The organism is Neorhizobium sp. LMR1-1-1.1 (assembly GCF_040675795.1).
Taxonomy (GTDB): Bacteria; Pseudomonadota; Alphaproteobacteria; order Rhizobiales; family Rhizobiaceae; genus Neorhizobium; species Neorhizobium cellulosilyticum.
This window is the reverse complement of the sequence record NZ_JBEGHE010000047.1, coordinates 252,636-273,663: the sequence shown is the minus strand read 5'-3', so window position 1 is coordinate 273,663 and position 21,028 is coordinate 252,636. Positions and strand designations below refer to the sequence as shown.

Here is a 21,028-nt window from a genome sequence, read left to right as displayed (position 1 = left end):
GCGATCAGTCTGTGTCAGCCGCATCATAGGCTGACCGCACCGCATCACCGAGCCGCGCAGCAGCGGCGGCCGCTGCAGCTTGTGGGTCGGAAACACCGGTGATCGAGATTGGGGCATGTACAGTGAGGTTCGGAGGTTGAGGGTTCGTCACCCTTACATCCTGTGTACCTGCCGGCCGCGACATCTCGGCGATGCTCTGAGCGTCAATTCGAACGACATCATCTGCGGCCTTGCCGGGCAAGGCGTCCGTCGTGCCACCGCCGAAACCCATCGCCCTTGATCTCCGCACGTTGTCGAGAGCGAGAGTATCAGCCACCCCAGGAACGGGCGACGACTGCCCCCATGCCCAGAGATTTCCAGCCTTGTTCAGGGCATCCGTCGGGCTGGGCAGCAACGCCTGTCCACGGGCGTAAGGCGTATCTCCGGTGTATGCCTCGCGTCCAGCGATGACGCCACCAGCTAGCGCCATGCCGCCAACGCCGAGCCTGGTTGCTCCGAGGAGCCTTGCCGCAAGACCACCGGTACCGATGGCAGCAGCAGCACCGCCGACGGTGGCGCCGGTCGCAGCCGAGCCGCCGCCAACCAATGCGGCGATTGCCCCGACCGTCTTCAGAGTACCTACCAGTGCCGAGGCGCCAGAGAGGACGAAGAGAGCCCCGGCCAAGCTGCGAACCGACCCGGCAAGCAATCCTATCCCCATCGACCAAGCAGCAATCTGCAAGCCATAAGGTGCAATATCCCCAAGGAACCGGCCAATCGGGTTCTCAGCGATGGCGCGCGTCAGATACCCGACATCGTCCCCCCATTCGCGGAACTGTTGGAAGATCTGACCGGCCTGATCAGCCGCCTTGCTGCCGTCCTCGACACCGAAGATGAAATCCCGCCACTCTTTTGCGATCGCGGTAATTTCACCATCCTTGAAGCCCAGCCCACTGACAAAGCCTTCGCTCGCGATCCGGACACGGTCGAAGACTGTGACACGGCTGTCGAGCGTGTTGAGGACGTCGGCCACATACGAGGCGGCGTCGCCGACGGGCTGCAACAGGCGACTGCCTATCGACGTTCCAAGGTTGGAAATCCCGATCTGGAATGCTTTCACCTTTTGGTTCGCGTCATCCATGCGGCGCGCATAGGCATCCGCGATCACACCGTTCGCCCGGTCCGCCTCGCCGCGAATTCTGAGATAGTCTTGAAAATCGGCAAGCATTGGCCGGACGAAACTCAGAACCTGTTCATCGCCAAAGATCTGGCTGACCAGGTCGCTGCGACCGCCCTTGGTGACCTTGTTCAGCACCTCGATAAAGTGCTGGATAGGCGAAATCCCCTTCTTGTTCGCCTTCTCCAGTTCCTTGGTCACATCGACACCGAACTTCTTGAAGTTCTTCGATGTCTGCGGGCTGATGATCTTGCTCATGAAGTTCGACAGGTTCGTCGCGGCCGAGGAGGCATCACCAGCGCCACGACGGGCGATCTGCAGGGCTGCAGCCATGTCGTTTACGGCCGGTACGCCTCGCATGCCGAGCGCACGGGCAGACGCCGTCAGCTGCGGAAAATACTGCGCCATGTCGCGCATCTCGAATGCACCGGCATTACCCGCTTGCGCCATGCCTTCCAGCATCTGCTGGATCTGCGCCGGCATGACGTTGAGGTTCTGCATGGCCGAGACAGAAGCGCCGGACAGGTCAGCGATCGCGGAGCCGGTCGCGGTCGCCGTTTTGCCGATCGCCGGGATAGCACCGGCTGCTTCCTGCGCCGACGCGCCCATCGTGGTCATCACGTCGACGCCTGCGAGCAGATCGGTCGTGGTCTGGTTGACCTGCGGTGCGAGAGCTTTCAACTGAGTCTGCAGCCGGCCGAGTTCATTGCGCGAAAGATTGGCCTTGATGCCAACTTCCGTTAGAGCCGCCTGCGTATCGGCTGCAGCCTTGTAGGTTCCCTGAAACCCGCCCGTCACGCCCATGTAAGCGCCGATCAACCCGCCTGCCTGAAGGGTCAGCGACCGCAGCGGGTTGACGAACTGTGTGCTTTGCGCGTGAAGGCCCCGCAGCGAGCCGGTGATCGCCTTCGCCCGCTTACTGACATCGTCGAGCAGCGAGACGCGAAGGGTAGACTGTAGCGTTGCCATCAGCGTTTTCCGTATAGGGCCTGCCGCAGCTCGTGCGCGGACTGATAGTAGGCCAACAGCTTATCGGGGGACCACCGCTCGATCACATCGAGCGGTGTGTGCAGGACGTGGGCCACGAAGCTGGCGATTATTCGCCAGTCGTGTCCGGATCGTTTCCCATCAGTTCCTTGATTTCATCGTCTCCCATGATCCGCTTGAGGTCGCGGACCTTGAGCTTTTTCATGGCAGGGTAAGGTGTGTCGCACATGGCCGCCAGCAAGGCGAGCGCCTGCGCGTTCGGGCCGACATTGCTTTCGGCGGCGATGACGTCACCGGCCTCGGCCTCACGGAAGGTCAACTTCGACACCTCCGCGTCGCCGACGGTGATCGGCTTCAAAAGAGTGATAGTTTTCATGATGTTTCAACTTCCGACGAAAGGTTACAGGAGAAGGGCGTTTCGAATGTCGCCGTACTGGGAGACGCCACCGACCTTGAAGTCGAAGTCGTCCATTTCGTAGATCTCTTCGCCGTTGATCTCCAACTTGTAGTAGTTGACCGAGACGGCGTAGTCGTTTTCAGCGAGATCGCCACCCTTCCAGGTGCCGTGGTCGGGCCGGTAGGGAACTCCTCGGATCGACATCACGGCGGAATGTGTCGTGCCATCCTCGTCGACCAGGGCGCCGGTGATCATGAACGGCGCTTCCGTTCCCGGCTTCAGGCCATGAAGCCTCAAGACTTGAGGGTCGAGACCGGGCATCTTGAAACTGAAGTCCATCGCCTCATAGCCCATGGAAACCTTACGGGGCTTGATCATTCCCGAGTTTCGCATCTCCTCCATTTTGGCCGCCGGCACGGGAGGTGTGATATCACCGATCTGGCCGAGCTTGCTTTCGCGGTCGGCCCAGAGCGTGCATTCGCGCAGCAGCATGCGGGGAAGGTTGCTTGCCATTGATGGGTTCTCCTTACGCCGCTACCGTGAGCGGGCCATTGTCGATCGCGCCACGAACCTCATCCAGCAGCAGCTGGTAATAGAGGATGTTGCGGTAGGTGGTGATGTTGATCTGTTCCATGAGTCCGACCGGCTCGAACTCGATGTTCAGGAAAACCTTGCCGGCAGCGTTGAGGATCGGCGTGTTGGTATCCGCCAGCCAGACCTTGCCGCCGAGGATATCGTTGTTGTTCTTGAAGACACGCAGAGCGGCGTTGCCGTCCTCGATCATCATCTTCAGGTTTGCCTTGGTGAATTTCTTGTCCACGTAGGCAAAGTACAGATCTTCCAGAGCCTCGTTGATCATGTCGGCCGAGGCGCGAACGCTGTCGAACTGCCAGAGTTCGTCATCGGTTGCGAGGCGCGAACCCCACGTACGCAGTCCGCCGCGCTCGTTGATGACAGTCGAGACCTGGCGCTCGTTCAGATAGTTGCTGTCGGCTGGATACTGGATCGTCCGCGCCACGCCGTCGAGCGTGCGAATGATTTTGTTGGATACCGAGCCCGAAACACCTTCAGCCGAGGCCACCACGCGAGCACGCACACCGGCAAACACTGGAGCAATCGGGACAGTGACAGGCAGACCGTCGACATTCTTGATGCCCTTCGGATCGATGACGAGGATGCGCCCGCCGTTGATCGTGTTGCGGAAGCGAACGGCCTCGGCATTCGTGGTGTTCGGACCAGCGATGTAGGCCCGCGCCCGGATCTGGGGCAGAATGACATTGAGCGCCGAAACGAACGGGTTTGCGACATCGCCGACATTCGCGATCGCCGTCGGCAGCACCTTTCCTGCATCGCTACCGCCGCCCGAAAATGCGATGGTCGGAGGCGTCGAGAGCTTTTCGCCGGCCGTGAGGATCGTGATCTCGACAACCTTTCCCGCGTTGGCGCCAGTGCCAAGGACCGCCTGCGCAGTCGGCAGCACCTTGTCCGGATCGGACCCGCCACCCGAAAAGGTCACGGTCGGCGCGGCCGTCATGTTCGAGCCATTGCTGCCAATCGTGACGGACACTAGGCCGTCGTCGATCCATTCGCCGGTGTTGCCGGCCGTGACGATGACGCGAGGCTGAAGACTGAGATGCGATTTCGCACGCAGAGCAGCGTAGAGGCCTGTGCGCTGCTCGGCGTCACCGATCAGATTTGAGCGAAGGATCGCAGCGTCTGCATCGTGAGCAACACGGTTGACGATGACCATTGAGGCACCCTCGCCAAAGATCGTCTTGAGATCGTCAGGCAGCGTACCGCCTTCACCAAGGCCAGCGGCGGCAGTCACCGAGGTGACGAGGGTCGGAACGTTGAGTGGAAAAAGCGCAGCATCGGCGTTCGGCGCGGCGCCATTCAGGAACGTCACGCCGAAATTGCTGACGCGAAGCAATGCCGGGGCATCTGCGCTCTCGGCAAGATTGACGCCATGGTAATAGGATAGGTCGGCCATAGAGGTCTCCATGATGGGCAGGTTCAGGATGTTTGGATTGATCGGAGGCGCTCGATTTCGATGAAGGTATGAGCGCCTCATCCCCGAGGGGAAATCAGGACGAAAGGGCTTGAGACCACATGCCGTCTATTTGCTCCTGACTGATAGACAGGGCGGACGCGATGGAGTTGAGGGTTGGCGAAACTCGCTGGAATTCATGGGCATACTCCCATTCGATCAGCGCTTCGTCCTTCTGAGTGCCTTCAGGGAGACCGGAAATTGCGGCATCGACCGAAGAGAGAGAAAAGCCGTTACGGACAAGTGTGAGGCGAAGCTGGCGTGCCGAAACGTTTGGCATGGCTGCGCGGCGCTGCTCGTCTGTAAGCGGAGGCGGAGGGACATATGGGCCAATCTCCGATGCATGCTCGGCGATCCAATTTGCGAGGAACGCACCGACTACCCCCGCATAAGGATCGTTCGGACGATAGACGTTGCTTACGGTTTCTAGGCCAGCCTCGCCAACCACCAGGAGTTCGAAAAAGACCTCATCTCCCTCTCCATATGCGGCAGATTTTACGAGAAGATCACTCATGTCAGAGTCCTCTGAAACACAGCAACGCCGTTGCCTATGTAGCCACGGCAGCGCCAGATCCCTGACAATGCTGCGCCCGATCCGCCTATCCGATAGTAGACGTTACTATCGGGATTAAGTCTGATTGTTGCCGAGGCATTCCGGTCGATCTGCCCCCCCGTATCCGCAACATTGATGTAAGAGCCAACGGGAAAGTTGGTGTTACCCGCCGACGAGCCGGTATAAAAAAGGTCGGAAAGTTGCAGGGTTTCAGCAACAGCAGCAGTCACGAAGGCAGTGGTAGCGAGGCGGGTCGAGTTGTTCCCCACGGCCTGCGTTGGTGCCGTCGGGTTTCCGGTCAGCGCCGGAGACGCGAGAGGAGCCTTTGTGGCAATAGCCGCGTTTAGCACCGCCTCCGAAGCATCAACGACTGCCTGAACGAACGCCGTCGTCGCGATGCGCGTCGACTTATCTGTCGCTACTTGCGTCGGAGCCGTCGGAGTTCCTGTAAGAACAGGAGACGCCAACGGCGCTTTCGCCGCCAGACTATTGGTCATAGTCGTCGCGAAATTCGGGTTATTCCCCAGGGCTGTCGCAATTTCCGCCAGCGTATCCAAAGTGGCAGGGGCGGCCCCAACCAAGGCGGAAACCTGAGCCGCGATAGCAGCCGTCAATCCGACGATGTCGGCTACGGCGTGCTGATGCTGACCTAGAACAGCCGCCGCAGAAGACGGCACCCAAAACCCCTGCGCGGTCTTGGCGAGGATGTAGTTCGTCGCTGCGTCGGTCGCGCCTCGAACGTCGAGGAGATCGTCGAGCTTGAAAATCTCGCCGATCCCCATTTTTTCTGCGAGAGCCTCAGTGAGCCCCGCGATGTCAGCCATACCATGGCCGTGGAGGGCGGCAGCCTTTTGCGACAAGGAGACAAGAACGCCGGCCACAATCGCGTCCACCAGATCCCACGCCTCGCCGAGACGAAAGAATTCCTCGTCGACTTGTGCGTCAGGATCTGGCTTGGGAATGCTCAGATTAGCGGTTACTGGCATGTTGGTTCCTTAGAAGATGCCGGCGCCAAGATCGCCAATGATGAGCCTTGCCGCTGGGCCACCGCTCGCCATGATACGGAGCCTCACGAGAGCACCTGTCTGATTGGTGATTTCGTATTTCCGCTCTGTCCACAAAGGGAACGAGAGGGCGTCGGTTTTTGTCAGCGTCAGGTTCTGCCACGCGGCAAGATCACGCGAGATCGCAACGGAGGATATCGACGCTCCACCCGGTAGATACGCCTTGAAGTAGGCCGCCACGCGGACAGCTTCACCCAAGGTCATCGATCGAGTGATGTAGGTGAGAGACGTGTCGATCTTGCCGGCGACCAGCTGGACTGGCGCATATAGGATCGGAGACAGTTTCGAGGTACCCTTCAAAACAGCTCGCAGCTGAACCGTTTCAGTGATGAATTCGGTTAGCTGCAACACCTGAAATGGCAGGAGCTTGTAGATCGTGCCATTCGGTCGCTCGATTTCGAAGACGACGCTGCATCCGGAGCTAGGCAATTCCACAGCTGCCCGGACCTGAAGGTCAGAGGCCTGCGTCAATGCGAAGGTGCCCAAGTCCACGGTTTTGGTCGTGACCGGATATTTCACCGCAATAACGCTGAAGGTTAGAGCCTCGTCCTGGTGTGCTGTCCACGTCGCAGCATTGACGCTGTCGAACCGGGGTCCAGTCACATATGGATGCGACGTCACCTTCTGCTGACGGCTGGCGTCGAAGCCACCAAGTTTCGCCAGAGACACAGAGTGCTCGTTGTCATCGGTCTTGATGACGAAAGCATGTTTCCGGTCGGAAGGCGTGGTGACAGGCAGCGGGTATCTCGCCGACTTCCACCCGAGGACGGCGTTTTTCATCGAAACCGGGATCTGAGCAACAACATCCGTGGTCGGATACCCGTTATCTATCGTCACCTGGTTGATCAGCAGCCCCTTGTTCGGATCGCCGATCTTGCAGAGACGGAAATCGACACCGATGACCTGACGCAATTCCGGAACCGCAAACATCTGCGCCTGCGGATCGCTGTCATTGTTTCCACTCCCGCCATCGTTATTGCCACCCCAAGGATTGGGAGGCCTGACGTTCGGGGTGGAAGGCGGCATTTGCACGAGCTGCGGCTCTGTCCAAGACTCTATCGTCGTCACGCGCCGCATGACATCGACTTCGAGAGTGCCTTGCCCCGTGAAGAGCGCCGAGGCGGTCGTACCGCCCTGACCCTTCGCGCTGACAACCTTGCTACCAGCCGTGACATTGGCGGGTATCGTGAAATTCCCGCTGATGATCCCGTCGGAGTTTGCCGTCTGCGTTCCCGGAGGCTTCACATTCAACCCGTCGAAGGTCAGGGTCTGCAGGATCTCGCCGGGCGAAAAGCCGCTGATGCGAAACACGACAGCAATCTGTCTTAGGAACGTCAGTTGCTCGACACGATTGTCGACCAACTGCTCATCCGTCGAACGCGTTTCCAGTGGACCACCGTCAGTGCGAACACCGCGATTGAACTCTTGTGTTTGCGGAGAAAGCCACGTGGTTTTGCTTTCCGTCCAGAAGTCGACGGCCGGCGTTAGCTTCAATGCGCCAGGCAGCGGAAGGAAGTTGGCGTAAGGGTTGATCTTCACACAGCCGGTTACAAGGGGCTGCGATACGATCTCTTCCTCGACATAATCGAGCATGACAGCATCGACCAGTGTTGTCGTGTAGAAGGTCGGCCGGATGGCCAGCTGCAACATTCCTTCACCGATCGACCCCGTCTGAGCTGACCCGGCATCGCGATACGTATCGTCGAGGAAGGGATCAACGAACATCCCTTTCTTGGCAACCGGTTCTTTCGAATCTATCGCACTCTTTCCGCGCTCCAGCTGAACCAGCCGGTCGAGATCAAGGATGCGATTATAGAAACGCCATTCCTGTTCCTTCGTCAGAGCCAGGACTAATTCGTTGGTCACGATGGGATCGGATATCCAGTCATTATAGATCTGGCAGAGCTTCAGCGCATCGGACGGAACGGCCGGAGGCATGGGCCCAACGCGGGCCGGGATGCCGTTGATGTAGATCGGCGACCCGTCCTGCTGGAGGCAGAGCCGATCCACCCGAGGAAGCTTGCGCGTGTAGGCAATGATCACATCGCCGCCAGTTGCACCACCCGAAACCTTGAACGTCGTATTCGTGAATTCGTCGGCCGTCACAAGCGCCCGATACCGATAGGTAACGGAGTAGGTCGATCCGGCCGCAGGCTCGGCACCCGCTGCGGCCCAGTCGATATTGCCACTGATCAGGCTGTAGCTGGCAGGCGAAGCAAAGACCGTGCCGCCCTGCGAAACGTTCGAGACCGAAACGATACTCGAGTCTGGCAACGCATCCGCACCATTGACGATGGCACCGCGGGTCAGGGTAACGGTCTTTTCCTTCGTCAGGAGAATTGAGTTGATCACGCCGATCGGCGCCTGGTCGACGGTGAAGGTGTTTGAAGCGCCACCGGTATAGGTTTTGGTTTCTCCGGGAATTGCGAGTTCTTCCCACTGCATCTGCTGGCTATGGCGGATTGCCGCCAGGCGCGTCCGCTTGAAACCGAAGATATTCGCTTCGCCCGCTTCAATGGAAAAAAGCTGCTGACCGGAATTGGTGCCGAGGAAGGTCACCCGGCAGCCAGACACAACGTAATTGCCATTCGGGCGGTCGTAGGACGCAAGAGCCTGCATGGCAGGTTCGAGGATCGACGGACCCGTCTGGTCGAGGATCGTACCGTCCAACAAAGCATAGACGCTGAAGAAGTCGCCTTCACCACCGTCGCCTTCCAGAGCCCATGCGATCGAAGCCACTTCTCTGGCGGCACCCGGCTCACCTTCGGCAAGAGATCCGGGGACGAGGCCGACCAAAGACGGATCATCCTCATGGGTAAGGTAGGTTGTGGTAAGGCGCACGCCGATCTCGACGCGACCAGTCATTGGAACGTCAGTCAGAACAGCAGCCGCAACCGGCATGATGTCGCCAGCGACGTAAATGCTGCCCTCTGTGAGAGCCACCGACTGCGCTTCACCATCGACGACGGCATCCGCCCGTTCGATCCGGTCACCGTCCCCGGCGACAAGACGGCCGAGACGATCATGGCGCCCCCGGATGATCGCCTGCATGTCGTTCATCTCGGCGCCCTGAATAAAGGGACGCTCGCCATAGAAAACAACAGACTGCTGCTCGGGCTTGCCCGATGCGCGATCAAACGCAAACGGCAAGCCGCTTTCGTGTTCGTGAGCCATTAGAACCTCAAAAGAATTTTTACTTGGTCGCGAACAGTTTTTCGCAATGGAAGAGAGACAGCACCGAGGGCGAGCGAAGATCCGCCTACCAACTCGTCAGGCGAAAGCCAGAGCTTTCCGGCCTTCACTCCGGATGACAGCGTCGGCCCGATCGTTAGCTCGATCGACGCGGCGACAATGTCCGAGGCATCCCCAAAGTCGGTCATTGCCTCGATGTAGACATTCGGTCCACCCGCCTCAGGGCGATAAGAGTTGCCCTCGATCGAATACAGGCCTTCGCTAGACTCTCGCACGACGCGGTTTGCACGGGCACGGCGATGGCCGATAACGGCGCCAGCCACCGTCTTGAACGTCAGATAGATCGCCCGCTGCGGAAACCATGCGGCCATCAGTGCTCGACGCTGAGACGCCGGATTATTTGCCCACTGAAACGTGGCGGTCACCCATGGATATTGCATGGATGCCCACATGAGGCCGGTATCGTCGACCGGCGCAAGCCAGTTCCCGAGCGCAAGACCTTCCTGCTCGGTAAGCATGTGGACCATCTCGGTCTGCCGGCCGAATGACCACAAGGTTTCCGCGTTGGTCGCGACAACCCCGCTCTCACGATCGAGCATGCACCCATCAAAAAAACTGCGGTCAGCCTCGCAAGCCCCGACGTCATAGCCGTGCACCACCCGACGTAGATGCGATCGCAGAGGCAGCGAAAGGCGGGTTATGCCTTCGATCTGCTCAAGATCAGGACTATCTCTGGAGGGTAACGCGTCCAGCGTCAGCTGAGCGCTATTCCAGAATGCCCGGCCGTGCCAAGCATCCTGAAGAGTTCCGGACTGCGAGATCCAGCCGAGCCCCTTCGAAACAGCAGCTGGTGTCCCGCGCAAACGCTGCCAGTTCACGCCCTCACGCTGAATGATCAGCGTGTAGAGGTTCGAGATATACGGCGTCAGCTCTCCAAGCCCGTACTCGTAGATGAGAAACGGAAGAAATGAGATCGGTGGATCGAACTTGATACCCCGAACCGCATCCGCACCCTCCGCAAGGACAGCCCAACGAGGCTCGATCGACGCTTCTAGCGTCAGCTCGAAAATATCCGAGCTTTGAGAGGGGAGAAGCGAGACCATCAGAATGCACGACCTTTGTTCGTAAGTACGACAGTGCCGATGGAAACAGCCGAGGCAGGCGGAACGACGATATCGCCGACCGTGGTCGCCTTGACCTTATGGACGCCCGCGATCATCAGCTTCGAGGTCCACCAGCTCTCCGTCAGATCCCGACCCAGCGCGCGAGCAGTCGCCCATGCAGAACGGAGATTTTCCTCAGCTCTCGCGAGCGTATCGGCATCAGCATCGGGCAGAAGCCAGATGTCGGCCGAAAGATTGACAACGCTGAGAACCGCACTTTCGACCTGAATGGTATCATTGACCATCCGGACCGCCGGGTCCTGCAGCGCTGCATCAACCTTGGCAAGCAGGTCCGCCGACGCGACCCCGTTGGGATCGGTCGAGTAGACCGCCACATGGATCAGCGGGCTACGCCCGACCACATAGACGATGACATCCCGAACGCGCAGATCCGCCGCCATGGCGACAGCCTGATATCGCTCCGCAGTGCCACCGGTAGAACGCCCTTGCAGGGCAAGGATGACGCGAGTGAGGAGCCGATCATCCAACTCGCCAGGAAGACGGACCACGTCATAAAAAGCCGCGAGGTGATCAAGGTCCCCCCCGCGTGCAAATGCCAGCAGGTTGGCCTTGCCGACCTCGTTGATGCGTGCCCGCAGCAGCCTCTCACGATAACTTTCCGCCTGGTTGCCGATCACAATCGGATCGGTTTCCAGCATCAGGACGTCATAGTCAGGCAGGTTCAGCGATGGATTGGCGTCCCTGACCGCTTGCCAGAGAACGGCGAAAGTCGCCTTCTGCCGGCCTACAATGGTTTCATAATCCAGCACTTCGACGATGGTCGGAGCCGGAAGCAATGACAGGTCGAGGCTGCCACTCATGACCGCTCCCCAAATTTATCGAGTAAAAAGGACCCTCGCGGTGCGATCTTCGGAAACTGAATAGTCCCCCAGATGCCCCCTTGGGAAATAGACGCCCGTGACGACCAGGTGCAGAAGCCCGCCCGCGGTCGCGCTCAAGACCTGACCTCGCTTCATCCGGAAGCGCGGTTCCCATTTTTCAATTGCCGTGGCGGCCGCGGCGTAGACGGCGAGAATGTTTCGCGGCGTCATCTTTTGGTCGACCAGATCAGGAAGGTCGGAGCCAAAGTCGCGCCGCATCACGCGAGCGCCGATCGGCGTCTTCAGGATCTTCCCGATAGATTGCTCGACGTGCTGCCAATCACTCAGGCGCTTTCCGGTTACGGCGCTTACGCCGAGCGAGCTTGCCATCAACTTCATCCTTGTCGCCGGTTATCAGCTCGACCACATGACCGAAGGGCGGCGCCAGTTCCTGCGCCTGCCGGTCAGTCAAAGAAATGGTCGCGCCCTTCTCTCTCCAGACGCCCGCAACCTCGCCGGCCCGGCGCACCCGATAGTCTTTGATCTCGCTCATGCTCTTCAGCCTTTTGGTGGACCGGTGAGCGAACCGCCGCTCTCGACGCCGGTGTGTTGATGATCAGCACCGATATTTCTGTCGTTGTGGGTAAGGATCGCGCCGGTAATCTCGACGTCGCCATCGATCTTAAGGCGTCCGGACTTCAGCGTGATCTCATCGCCGCTCATCTCGAAAACCGTGCCCCCGATCTTGACAGAGAAAGGCGCGCTCGAATTGGTGCGAGGGTTCTTGTCGGAGTAGGTGCTCAAATCGATCTGAGCATCGGTCAGGTCGCCGCTTTCCGACACGACATCGACCTGCTCATCCTTCGAGAGAAGCACGTCGATCTTGACTTGTCCCGCCCCCAACTGCCGGGGCTTGATCCAGCCGGTAAGAAAAGGCGTTTGCCCTTGTTCCGAGAGCCTGACCCGATAGAGACCCTTCTCATGGTCGATCTCGGCCACAGTCCCTGTGCGCCTTCGGTTGCGGCCACGACGCTCAATCTCGGCAATCCGATGATAGATATCGGCAATCTGTTCAGGCAGAAACTTCGGTATCATTTTTGAAATCATCGACCAGCATGGCCGACCCCTCATCCTTCGTAAGACCGTAGCGACGCGAGGGCGTTCCCCAAGCTGCAGGATCAGGGTTGATCTGGGATTTCATCGCAGCGATGTATTTGATCATCGTCGGGTCGATCAGCTCGTCCGCCTTGGCAAAGAAGCGCGCCATGGCCGACGTGGGCTTCAACGCCTCGCCAGCAACCGGGTCGTTTACCAGCAACGCCGTAACCTTCATTTGCCGACCAGCCAGGCGGACACCCTGATCGGTCCCGCCAGTCCTGGCATGCTCGATTTTTTCGAAACGCTGGATGAGGAGGCGGAAAATCTCTGCCCACTCGTTGTCCTTATCAACAAGGATATCGCCGATCTGGCGTGTCACCATGTCGAGACTAAACTCGAAAGAGCGGTCCGTGGCCGGAACCCCGACGCCGATCAGCACCGAAGCATCGGTGTCTGGATCAGTATCTGTCATCGCGGCGGTTACCCCCGCCTCAAACAAGATTTCGGTCGCGCCGTTCACCGCGAAACCGCGCAGCGATATGTCCATATCCCGCGTCGTCGCCGCATCGGTATAAACGCTGATGAAAGGAGCATCCTCGTCTGTGCGAAGATTTCCATCAGCGTCGACCTGGAGCGTGCCGATCTCGCTGTCCAGGACGTTATCGCCGAACAAGGTGCGCCCGCGGATAGCCTCGATCGCAGCAATTCGGACGGCAATCCTGACGATGCTCATTTTTCACCCAAAGCTATGATGAGGCGGACGTGGTTTCGATCGTCCACCGCGAGGACCTCGAATGCAGGTTCTCCGGCGCGGCTCGTCGCCCTCACTGCATCGCCCTTTCGCAAGACAACGTTCGGATACTTGACCCGGTCTATATGCAACTCGGCAGTACCGGCCGTGAGGCTACTCCTCCATGACCGGCTTCGCCCACCTTCAAGACTGCCGCCTTTGCTGGCACCAGTCCGGAGAATGGCGTCGATGGTGGTCTGAGGCCGATCCGCATCAGGGCCACCACCTTTCATGGGTGATAGCCGCACGGGCTCGGCGAGCTTGTCGTCGACGGTGGCGACCACCCTATTTCGAAGCTCGTGAAACCGTGCGGCTACCGGCATCAGGAATCGCCTGCAGCTTCGATGGCAAAGATGATCTCCGCCTTCGTCTTGCTTGGATCGACTTCGACATTCCGGGCGGTGGCTTCGGCGAGAAGCTCGTCCTTGTTCATGCGGTCGAGTTTCTTTTCTTCCACCTCGTCGGACCCGTAGGTCTGACCAGGCTTGAGAAACTTGCCGCCATAGAACCCGGCCTCGGTCACTGTCTTCAGGGGCATGTCCGTTCCCTCGCTTGTTGGGATTTGCGTTACTGCGACTTGGCGCGCAGTAGCATCTCGGGCCGCGTGCAAATGAACAGCGGATAGCTGTACAGTTCAACACGATCCCACTCGTCGCGGCCCGAAGGATCGGTAAGCACCAATCCATAGAATTCCTGACCGCGCTTGTTGAGATAAGGCTTGAACTCGCTTGCCGGCGCCCAACCAACCTGGAAGGCATTGCGAACACCGATCGGGAAAAAACGAGCTTTCTGGCTACCGATGGCGATCGTCGTGCCATCATCGGTACCCTGATGGTTGATGAACGTGATGCCTTCCACCTCGATCGAGGAATATCCCTCGATGTTCTCGAGAACAGGCGCCCGCTCCGTGCCGAGTTTGGTTTCTTTGATCTGCGGGTGATTGACCAGCATATCGAAAAATTCGTCCCCGACGAGCGCGCCCACGCGAGCGTTGGGGGCCCAAACGCCCTTCGCCGCCTTTTTCATCGCCCGCTTGACGTCACGGCACTTCTTGCGCACGTCTGTCGTTTCGACATTGAGGGCGAAGTTGATTTCGGCCGGCTCGGCGATACCCCAGAAACTGTACCAGTCCACCAGCACCGTCGTACCGTCGGCGTCCATGACTTTGCCCTGGATAGCGCCGAAACGCATGTTTTCCCAGGTCAGCTCCATATCTTCTTTGATGTCACCGGTGCGATTGGTGACCTCGTCAGATACCTCGACCGTCTGCTCATCGAACGGCAAAGCAAGAATGCCGGCCAGTTCGATTGCGTAAATCGTGGACCCCTTGGCGAGACGTACAGCCTCCATCGTCCTGACCTTGGCACCCTTCGGAATGAGCTCTTCCGGCGGGGCGCCGTTCGGGGAGGTCGGAATAAGCATCCGAGATCCGTTACGGTCGACGATGGCAATGGTGCGCGAACGCGAGTAGATCGGCGAAAACAGACCAAGGGTGCCGAGAAGCTGCGGCTTGAAATCGACGCGTTCGACGATCTCCTCCTGCACCTCGATGACACCCCAGGCGTTCTGGTTGAAAATGTCAGCAACAATTGCCATAGAATTGCCCCTCCTTAGCGGGCTGCAATGCCGAGCGCAGCAAGCTGGGCAAGCGCGGCGGTTTTCTGGACATCGGTGACGCCGGCAGGCCAGACCAGAACGGCAGCCTGCACTTCAGCATCGCGCGAGGTGATAGTGCGCCGCACATCTGCGGCTGTTGCATCACAGGCCTCAAAGAGAATGGCAGCGGCGTTTTGAGAACCATCAGACGCGGCCGGCGCAATCGGGACTAACTTTTTGCTGGCGGTGATACGGCCGAGCACGAGGCCGGCTTCGCATTTTCCGCTTCCCGTTGCGATGAGGCCGGTATCGCGTGACCGGTATCCGTTTGCTTCGGAGACGAGGTAATGACCAGTGGGGCGAAGCCCCTGAGTAAGTGTCGGCATGTGTCAGGTCTCCAGTTAGCGACGCTTGTTGGCGCGTTCGACGGAAGCGGAAAGGACTGAACGATCGCCCTTTTTCGGCTTATCGTTGCCAGCGCCATTCATCCCCTGAGCATTCATTCGGCGCAGCGGCTGGAACTCAGGCTCGTCGTCGCCGGGCTCTGCAGCAGAAGCTTTCGGCGCGACCGCCAGGGTGGCCTTGATGGTCTCGACGGTCATCTCCGTCTCGTCGATGAGATGCTCAGCGAGCGCCTCACGCCCCTTGGCCTCATCCAGCGCCATGACCGCCTTGCGGCGACCCTGATAGGCAGCGACGGCGGACTTTCCGGCTTCGGCCTTGGCCTTCTCGATGTCGGCGGTGTCATCCCCGCCGTTATTTTGACCAGACATATTTTTCTCCATGGTCGGTGGTCGGTGGGATGCAGCGGCCGGGGCCGTGCGGTTTTCTGCGTCTGGGAGACGCCAGTTCTTGCGAGCAGCCAACGCGGTCAGTCGCTTCGGCGCATGCGCGTAGGCGCGATAATCGAAGGCCGCGACCGGAACGGCCTTGTCCTCCGTTGTGTCGTCAGCAAAGCCCTCTTCGACCGCCTGTTCAGGCGTGAACCAACGCTCGGCTTTCATGATCGCCCGGCATTGATCAGGTGTATTTCCGGATTTGGCGGCATAGACTCGAGCATAGGCGGTCGCCAAAGCTTCGAGCGCCTCGATGCTCTTGCTGTGATCGCTGGAAGTGCCGAAGGTGTAGCCACTTGGATCATGGATCATCATGACCGCACCAGCTGACATGGTGACGGTCTCGCCCGCCATGGCGATCAACGATGCGGCGGAAGCTGCAATGCCTTCGACAACAACATTGGTGGTCCCGGTTCGTGCCGAGAGGAGAGCATGGATCGCAGCGCCCTCTGAAGCGACGCCGCCGCCTGAATTGATGTGAACGTCGAGATCGGCATCATCATCAATCTGCGCAAGAGCGAGCACAACATCAGACGAGGTAAATCCGTCCTCGAAGTAATAGTCGCCGACATAGCCGGAAAGCCGAAGCTTTCCGTCTTCAAGTATTGCAGCCATAATGGAGACCTCAGTAAGGGCGCATAATCCCGCGAGCGGCAAAGCGAATGCGCGCCGGTTTTTCTCCGCGGGATATCTGGCAGTTTCGGATTGCTTCGTTCAGCGCACGCTGCACTTCGACAAGGCTAGCATTGGTATATCTGCTCATATCCTCACCGAAGCGTGCTTCGGTGACCATCTCGCCAGACAACAGAGCCTCTTCCACCTTGCGAAGCTTAATGGCTCTTGCACACCAATCCACGGCAATAGGATCAATCGAAAGCTCGTCTGCCATCACGCAGCCTCCTTCGCGGGATCTCTGTTACCTTCGACGGCTGCGCCCTGCGGTCCGCCACCACCTTGGGTGCGCCCGAAGGGTGCAGGGACATTCGCGTTGTCGAACATCTTTTTCTCACGGCCGAGCTGCGCGATCTGCTCTTCGCCGTTTTTGCCGCGACGCGCACAGACATCGAAGAAGCTCGATATGCCAAGCTCCAGTTCGATCTTGTCCGCCATCGCAGTTTTGTAGTCATCAGCTGATGGCGCAGCTGGCCCCTGCCATTCAGCCTGGAAGACGCTCTCGCGATCACGCTGGAATGCGACGTAACCGCCCTTGAAAGCGATTCTCTTGCGGAAAATCATTTCCTCCAACCAGCGCTCAAACACACCCTGCATAAAAGGTGCAGCAATGCGCATTCGGCGACGAAGTACGATAGGCCAGATGCTGGCGACGGCCATGCGCACCGACGAATAGGTGGCATTGCTGTGATCCATTGATAGGCTTTCGAAGGTGACGCCCAGGCAACGGGCCACTTCGCGAAGTAGGTTCTGGAAGAACGGCAGATATTGCGACCCCGGCGTCGCGGCCGTGTGCATCTGAAATTCTTCGCCTGGACCAAGATGATTGATGCGTGCAGAATCTGCCATCGAAATGCCTTTGTCCTTCAAGGCATTGATGCGCATATCCCATACATCGAGAAGGTCCTGCTGAAGGCCGCCGATAAAGGCCCCCCATCCCTCCGTATCACCTTCATATCCCGCTGGAGCAGGCATTTCACTCAACTGCTCTATAGCCTGAAAAGCGTCAGCGCTCGGTTCCGGGCTCTTGATCGTGGCAGCAAATATCGTTTGCATCAGCGCGGTTGCCAGTGTTGCGTCTGCAAGTTGATCGGACTGTGCGATGACCTTCAAGGCAGGTGCAAGAACCGAAATTCCTCTTGGGCTATTGAGGTTTTCACCACGGTCCATGACGTGGATCACATCGGCCGCGTCGATATCACGGTCTTCCTCGATGCCAGCGTTTCGTACCCTGAAACGATACTTCAGCGCCCGACCATATGCATCATGGAAGATACCTTGCTCCAGTCCTTCAAATTCGTTGGACTTGCGCGGGCAGCGATGCGAGGCGATCAGGGACACCTTTGTCCCGGTCTCAATTCCCAGCCTGCGCTGCTCACTCAGGGGCAAGTTGTCGAGAACGCCAAACCCTTCACCGGTAACAAGGTCTGATCGAACGATTGCGTCGACCATCTCGGCAATGGTCGCCTTGCCAGCAAGGTCGCATTCCTTCGGGTTCCATGCCCAGCGCCGCCATTCTTCTTCGACATTGCGGCACCAAGCGGATGCTTCCTCTTCGCTGTAACCAAACTTAAGAAGCTTTGCGCGGCAATTGAGCTTCAACTCCTCGCCGATCGTGTCGCAGAGGATTTGCTGCACCACACCAGCAATCCAGCCGGAGTTTTGCAGAAAATCGGTAGCGAGAGCCGAAGCGCGTTCTGCAGATTCCCTGACATCGAGTTTCGCATCACGGGTAATCGCCCGCCGCATGCCAAGTATGCCGGCTCTATCACCTCGCAGATAGCGCATCACGGCTTTGCCGTGGCGCGCCTGCTGCTTGCCGCGAAAGCGGTCGATGAACCGGGCGATAGCGCTCATTGATAGGCGTTCCACTTTTTGCGGGGCCGAGGTTTCGGCTGGTCAGTGCCATCCCTCCGCACTGTCGGTGAGGGTGGCGGCTTCACGAACGGGTTTTGCTCTGCAACCTCGAAGAGATCGGCCGGCGGTTGATTGTCACCATGCAGATCACGGACGAGGTCAGCCCACCGGTCTGAGGTCAAACGGCGTTTGTTCTGCAGGTGCCAGGCGAGCGCAAAGGCATAAACGGTGGCGTCAAACCAGTCGTTCTTGCGACCTATAATCTTCATCCACTTCTTGCCGGCCTTGGGCTTGATCATTCGCCGGGCGCGACGATTGATGCTCGCCCTCGCCTCCTCCTCGGCGTCAACCAGCTTTTCGCCCGTCAACTCCATGGCGAATTCCTGATCGCAAAGATCGGGAGGAAGGTGGATCGTGTTGCGAGGCCACTGATCGTTTTCCTTCGATCGACCCTGCACCAAATTGGCCATGGCGGCAGTCACAGCCGTCTTCACGTCGTAAAGACCGACTGGGTAAAGCAGAACCTTCGACACCACGCGCTTGCGCTGGTCTTTGATATCCCTTTTCACGGGTGTCCCGAGCCAAGGCAAACCGACAGGCTCTCGACCATCGAGCGCATAGACATTGGCGCGACCGGAACAGAACCGGTAAACGCGGTCGGTTGCCCAACCAGAGTCTACGCCCGAAAGGTCGATCCCCTTTTCGCGGTGGCCGCTCTCGGTCGGGTATGTCCGGGACAACGCGTCGGAAAGGGCAATCCACGGTTCGTCATCCTTGTCGGGAGCGCCCTCAAACACCTCTCGATCGACGAGCTGTATCTGGTCGCGTGGGCCGATCGCATACGTGACCCACTTGATGCCGTAACCCTGAACGTCTGCAGCTGACACCAACAGCGCCGCCCAGGATGGCACGACGCCAGACGGAACCTGCCCAAGTTTTGCAGCCTCGACGATCTTTTCCCATTCGACGGTAACGCCAGCCGGATCGTATGGCCGCGCCAGATCCTGTTGGAAGAACGTTCGTTCCTTTGTCGTGTCCCCCTCGGCGTCAATCCACCTCTGCCAAATCTCAGACCACTTTTCGCGGGGCGCGTAAGCAGCCCATAGATCGTAACTCGGCTCCCAATCGCGGCACCTGCCCTCTTTTGGACGGCAATACCAAGTGTCGATTTCTGCCGCCGGAATGGCGAGCGGTACAGGATCCGCCCCTTCATGAACACGCCTGGCTATCCATTTCGCCCGACGCTGCATCTCCGGCTTGTGGCCATCGAGGATGACACCGTCGCAAGACATGCACCGCATGTGAACCGGCAGGCCGGCCTCGGCGTCCGGACCTCGCATATTGTCGAAGTCGAAGGCCTGAAACGTATCGCAGTGCGGGCACGGCACATAAAAGAACCGCTGGTCACCGCTCTCAAAATCATCCGAGATCGCACATTCGCCAGCCATGCCCGGCGTCGATCCCTGCCATTCCTTGGCAAGATCACCGTACATCTTCTGTCGAGCGCGTGCCTGATCGCGAGGTGAGCCGCGACCATCGACATCTTTCGGGTAGCCGGTCACCTCGTCCATTGCGAGGTACTTGATCGACACCATCTGCAGGCCTTTGGAGGAACCGGCATTGACGATTTGGCAGAAGCCACCAGCGTATCGCTTGAACGCCGTGGTCGATCCCTGTTCATCGCGGCTCGACACCGGCTTGACCTTATGCTCGATCCTCGGTGAGGCGTCGATCGTCGGCTGCAACTTGACCCGGTTGAACTTCGTCGCCTCGTCCAGTGTCGGGAGGATGATCATCATTGATCCAGGTGCCTGATCAACGATGAAGCAAAACCAGTTTTCCACCATCGTCGACTTACCGAGCTGAGCCGCCCAACGGCAGGTAACACGCCGCGCCGGATGATCCGGATGCAGGCAGTCCTGCGGCTCCCGCAAATACGGGACGCGATCGGTGAAGAAATCACCCGGCCATGGCGATCCAGATTCTGCCGAGACCTTGCGATAACGGTCAGCGTGCTCGCTGATCGTAAGGTCTTCGGCGGGCCGACTGGCGACGGCCATGCCGCGCAGGAGCGCCATCGCACCGTTCGGCAGATGCGGGAAACGCAGTCGCGTGTCGTGGATGGTCATTGCAGCAGCGATGATTGCTCTTCGTGTGTCGGATCGTCGTCACCGGCATCGTCCTGCCGGCGCATGGCATCCAGTTTTTCTAGGACCAACCGATTGAAAACGGCCAGTCCAGCCTTCGAGAAATTCTTCAGGGCCAAGCGAATGACCCGCTCTTCCCACCCGTATTTGAGCGAGAGCGTTTGCGCCTCGTTCTCGACCGCCCGTTCGAATGCGCTTTGCATCATGGCAACAGCATCGCGGCCCGCCTGGTCAACCTCTGCGTATGGCGTCAGCTCCTTGCGGCGTTCCGCAAGATCCATCTCGCGCATCTCAGCGTCCGCCTGCGCCTTACGAGCAGTGCCATCCGACTGAGATCCGGCAAACCGTCCTGCGGGAGATGTGCCGCGAGAGGTAGACGAGGCGACTGTGACGGTGGGAGCCGTGGTCCTGATCCTGATGTTCTCACCACGGTGAGCGACTAGTGCGACGAAGTCGACAAGGTTCGATTTCCCGTCAGGCTTCAGCGGCAATGCTTCGGCATGCTGCTTCAGGTATCGGGACAGCGTCGACCGATCGACACGGTCACCGGCATTCGTCAACCGGGACGCGGCTTCCGTGATCGAAATCCATTCCTCGTCCATCGTGCAAGGTCCCGTGCATCGTGTGCGTCAGCACGTGTATTCGTGTACCG

At 59.0% G+C, this 21,028-nt stretch carries 21 protein-coding genes; all 21 read right to left on the bottom strand.

Annotation, left to right across the window (positions count from 1 at the left end; genetic code table 11):
* Positions 1-4: 4 nt before the first annotated feature.
* Positions 5-2,125, bottom strand: coding sequence for a phage tail tape measure protein (locus MRBLMR1_RS24640; protein WP_500066842.1), 2,121 nt, complete (start codon positions 2,123-2,125; stop codon positions 5-7).
* A gap of 127 nt (positions 2,126-2,252) precedes the next feature.
* Complete coding sequence (locus tag MRBLMR1_RS24635; protein ID WP_500066841.1) at positions 2,253-2,519, bottom strand: phage tail assembly protein; 267 nt, start codon at positions 2,517-2,519, stop codon at positions 2,253-2,255.
* Positions 2,520-2,543: 24 nt separating this feature from the next.
* Positions 2,544-3,053, bottom strand: coding sequence for a phage major tail tube protein (locus MRBLMR1_RS24630; RefSeq protein WP_500066840.1), 510 nt, complete (start codon positions 3,051-3,053; stop codon positions 2,544-2,546).
* Between the two features lie 13 nt (positions 3,054-3,066).
* The gene (locus tag MRBLMR1_RS24625; protein ID WP_500066839.1) at positions 3,067-4,530 is read right to left on the bottom strand and encodes a phage tail sheath C-terminal domain-containing protein; all 1,464 of its coding nucleotides are present in this window, start codon (positions 4,528-4,530) and stop codon (positions 3,067-3,069) included.
* A 94-nt stretch (positions 4,531-4,624) separates the two neighbouring features.
* On the bottom strand, positions 4,625-5,101 hold the full coding sequence (locus MRBLMR1_RS24620; RefSeq protein ID WP_500066838.1) for a hypothetical protein: 477 nt from the start codon (positions 5,099-5,101) through the stop codon (positions 4,625-4,627).
* Positions 5,098-6,126 carry a hypothetical protein gene (locus MRBLMR1_RS24615; RefSeq protein WP_500066837.1) on the bottom strand — a complete coding sequence of 343 codons (1,029 nt, stop codon included), beginning with the start codon at positions 6,124-6,126 and terminating at the stop codon, positions 5,098-5,100. Before MRBLMR1_RS24615 ends, MRBLMR1_RS24620 begins: the two co-directional genes overlap by 4 nt.
* A 9-nt stretch (positions 6,127-6,135) precedes the next feature.
* Positions 6,136-9,378 (bottom strand): DUF4815 domain-containing protein, encoded by a 3,243-nt coding sequence (locus MRBLMR1_RS24610; protein ID WP_500066836.1) that lies wholly within the window; start codon positions 9,376-9,378, stop codon positions 6,136-6,138.
* Positions 9,378-10,499, bottom strand: a complete 1,122-nt coding sequence (locus MRBLMR1_RS24605) for a phage tail protein (RefSeq protein ID WP_500066835.1) — start codon at positions 10,497-10,499, stop codon at positions 9,378-9,380. The genes MRBLMR1_RS24610 and MRBLMR1_RS24605 overlap by 1 nt, the downstream gene beginning before the upstream one ends.
* Complete coding sequence (locus tag MRBLMR1_RS24600; protein WP_500066834.1) at positions 10,499-11,380, bottom strand: hypothetical protein; 882 nt, start codon at positions 11,378-11,380, stop codon at positions 10,499-10,501. Before MRBLMR1_RS24600 ends, MRBLMR1_RS24605 begins: the two co-directional genes overlap by 1 nt.
* Before the next feature lie 15 nt (positions 11,381-11,395).
* Positions 11,396-11,770, bottom strand: coding sequence for a GPW/gp25 family protein (locus MRBLMR1_RS24595; RefSeq protein ID WP_500066833.1), 375 nt, complete (start codon positions 11,768-11,770; stop codon positions 11,396-11,398).
* On the bottom strand, positions 11,721-11,933 hold the full coding sequence (locus MRBLMR1_RS24590) for a hypothetical protein (protein WP_500066832.1): 213 nt from the start codon (positions 11,931-11,933) through the stop codon (positions 11,721-11,723). Before MRBLMR1_RS24590 ends, MRBLMR1_RS24595 begins: the two co-directional genes overlap by 50 nt.
* Positions 11,934-11,938: 5 nt before the next feature.
* On the bottom strand, positions 11,939-12,475 hold the full coding sequence (locus MRBLMR1_RS24585) for a phage baseplate assembly protein V (RefSeq protein WP_500066831.1): 537 nt from the start codon (positions 12,473-12,475) through the stop codon (positions 11,939-11,941).
* Entirely contained in the window at positions 12,453-13,025 is a 573-nt protein-coding gene (locus MRBLMR1_RS24580) for a hypothetical protein (RefSeq protein ID WP_500066830.1), read from the bottom strand. Before MRBLMR1_RS24580 ends, MRBLMR1_RS24585 begins: the two co-directional genes overlap by 23 nt.
* Positions 13,026-13,590: 565 nt before the next feature.
* Positions 13,591-13,806, bottom strand: coding sequence for a hypothetical protein (locus MRBLMR1_RS24575; protein WP_500066828.1), 216 nt, complete (start codon positions 13,804-13,806; stop codon positions 13,591-13,593).
* A 29-nt stretch (positions 13,807-13,835) separates the two neighbouring features.
* A complete protein-coding gene (locus MRBLMR1_RS24570; protein WP_500066826.1) occupies positions 13,836-14,864 on the bottom strand; it encodes a major capsid protein in 1,029 nt (342 codons plus the stop codon).
* A 14-nt stretch (positions 14,865-14,878) separates the two neighbouring features.
* On the bottom strand, positions 14,879-15,250 hold the full coding sequence (locus tag MRBLMR1_RS24565; protein ID WP_500066824.1) for a head decoration protein: 372 nt from the start codon (positions 15,248-15,250) through the stop codon (positions 14,879-14,881).
* Positions 15,251-15,265: 15 nt separating this feature from the next.
* Positions 15,266-16,315, bottom strand: coding sequence for a head maturation protease, ClpP-related (locus MRBLMR1_RS24560; protein ID WP_500066822.1), 1,050 nt, complete (start codon positions 16,313-16,315; stop codon positions 15,266-15,268).
* A gap of 10 nt (positions 16,316-16,325) precedes the next feature.
* Entirely contained in the window at positions 16,326-16,589 is a 264-nt protein-coding gene (locus MRBLMR1_RS24555; protein WP_500066820.1) for a hypothetical protein, read from the bottom strand.
* Entirely contained in the window at positions 16,589-18,229 is a 1,641-nt protein-coding gene (locus tag MRBLMR1_RS24550) for a phage portal protein (RefSeq protein ID WP_500066818.1), read from the bottom strand. The genes MRBLMR1_RS24555 and MRBLMR1_RS24550 overlap by 1 nt, the downstream gene beginning before the upstream one ends.
* A complete protein-coding gene (locus tag MRBLMR1_RS24545) occupies positions 18,226-20,358 on the bottom strand; it encodes a terminase gpA endonuclease subunit (RefSeq protein ID WP_500066816.1) in 2,133 nt (710 codons plus the stop codon). The genes MRBLMR1_RS24550 and MRBLMR1_RS24545 overlap by 4 nt, the downstream gene beginning before the upstream one ends.
* Positions 20,355-20,978 (bottom strand): hypothetical protein, encoded by a 624-nt coding sequence (locus MRBLMR1_RS24540; RefSeq protein ID WP_500066814.1) that lies wholly within the window; start codon positions 20,976-20,978, stop codon positions 20,355-20,357. Before MRBLMR1_RS24540 ends, MRBLMR1_RS24545 begins: the two co-directional genes overlap by 4 nt.
* Positions 20,979-21,028: the final 50 nt, after the last annotated feature.

Excerpts from the sequence above, each read along its gene's own strand:
- MRBLMR1_RS24640 (WP_500066842.1), bottom strand. The coding sequence starts at position 2,125 with ATGGCAACGCTACAGTCTACCCTTCGCGTCTCGCTGCTCGACGATGTC.
- MRBLMR1_RS24635 (WP_500066841.1), bottom strand. The coding sequence starts at position 2,519 with ATGAAAACTATCACTCTTTTGAAGCCGATCACCGTCGGCGACGCGGAG.
- MRBLMR1_RS24630 (WP_500066840.1), bottom strand. The coding sequence starts at position 3,053 with ATGGCAAGCAACCTTCCCCGCATGCTGCTGCGCGAATGCACGCTCTGG.
- MRBLMR1_RS24625 (WP_500066839.1), bottom strand. The coding sequence starts at position 4,530 with ATGGCCGACCTATCCTATTACCATGGCGTCAATCTTGCCGAGAGCGCA.
- MRBLMR1_RS24620 (WP_500066838.1), bottom strand. The coding sequence starts at position 5,101 with ATGAGTGATCTTCTCGTAAAATCTGCCGCATATGGAGAGGGAGATGAG.
- MRBLMR1_RS24615 (WP_500066837.1), bottom strand. The coding sequence starts at position 6,126 with ATGCCAGTAACCGCTAATCTGAGCATTCCCAAGCCAGATCCTGACGCA.
- MRBLMR1_RS24610 (WP_500066836.1), bottom strand. The coding sequence starts at position 9,378 with ATGGCTCACGAACACGAAAGCGGCTTGCCGTTTGCGTTTGATCGCGCA.
- MRBLMR1_RS24605 (WP_500066835.1), bottom strand. The coding sequence starts at position 10,499 with ATGGTCTCGCTTCTCCCCTCTCAAAGCTCGGATATTTTCGAGCTGACG.
- MRBLMR1_RS24600 (WP_500066834.1), bottom strand. The coding sequence starts at position 11,380 with ATGAGTGGCAGCCTCGACCTGTCATTGCTTCCGGCTCCGACCATCGTC.
- MRBLMR1_RS24595 (WP_500066833.1), bottom strand. The coding sequence starts at position 11,770 with ATGGCAAGCTCGCTCGGCGTAAGCGCCGTAACCGGAAAGCGCCTGAGT.
- MRBLMR1_RS24590 (WP_500066832.1), bottom strand. The coding sequence starts at position 11,933 with ATGAGCGAGATCAAAGACTATCGGGTGCGCCGGGCCGGCGAGGTTGCG.
- MRBLMR1_RS24585 (WP_500066831.1), bottom strand. The coding sequence starts at position 12,475 with ATGATACCGAAGTTTCTGCCTGAACAGATTGCCGATATCTATCATCGG.
- MRBLMR1_RS24580 (WP_500066830.1), bottom strand. The coding sequence starts at position 13,025 with ATGGACATATCGCTGCGCGGTTTCGCGGTGAACGGCGCGACCGAAATC.
- MRBLMR1_RS24575 (WP_500066828.1), bottom strand. The coding sequence starts at position 13,806 with ATGCCCCTGAAGACAGTGACCGAGGCCGGGTTCTATGGCGGCAAGTTT.
- MRBLMR1_RS24570 (WP_500066826.1), bottom strand. The coding sequence starts at position 14,864 with ATGGCAATTGTTGCTGACATTTTCAACCAGAACGCCTGGGGTGTCATC.
- MRBLMR1_RS24565 (WP_500066824.1), bottom strand. The coding sequence starts at position 15,250 with ATGCCGACACTTACTCAGGGGCTTCGCCCCACTGGTCATTACCTCGTC.
- MRBLMR1_RS24560 (WP_500066822.1), bottom strand. The coding sequence starts at position 16,315 with ATGGCTGCAATACTTGAAGACGGAAAGCTTCGGCTTTCCGGCTATGTC.
- MRBLMR1_RS24555 (WP_500066820.1), bottom strand. The coding sequence starts at position 16,589 with ATGGCAGACGAGCTTTCGATTGATCCTATTGCCGTGGATTGGTGTGCA.
- MRBLMR1_RS24550 (WP_500066818.1), bottom strand. The coding sequence starts at position 18,229 with ATGAGCGCTATCGCCCGGTTCATCGACCGCTTTCGCGGCAAGCAGCAG.
- MRBLMR1_RS24545 (WP_500066816.1), bottom strand. The coding sequence starts at position 20,358 with ATGACCATCCACGACACGCGACTGCGTTTCCCGCATCTGCCGAACGGT.
- MRBLMR1_RS24540 (WP_500066814.1), bottom strand. The coding sequence starts at position 20,978 with ATGGACGAGGAATGGATTTCGATCACGGAAGCCGCGTCCCGGTTGACG.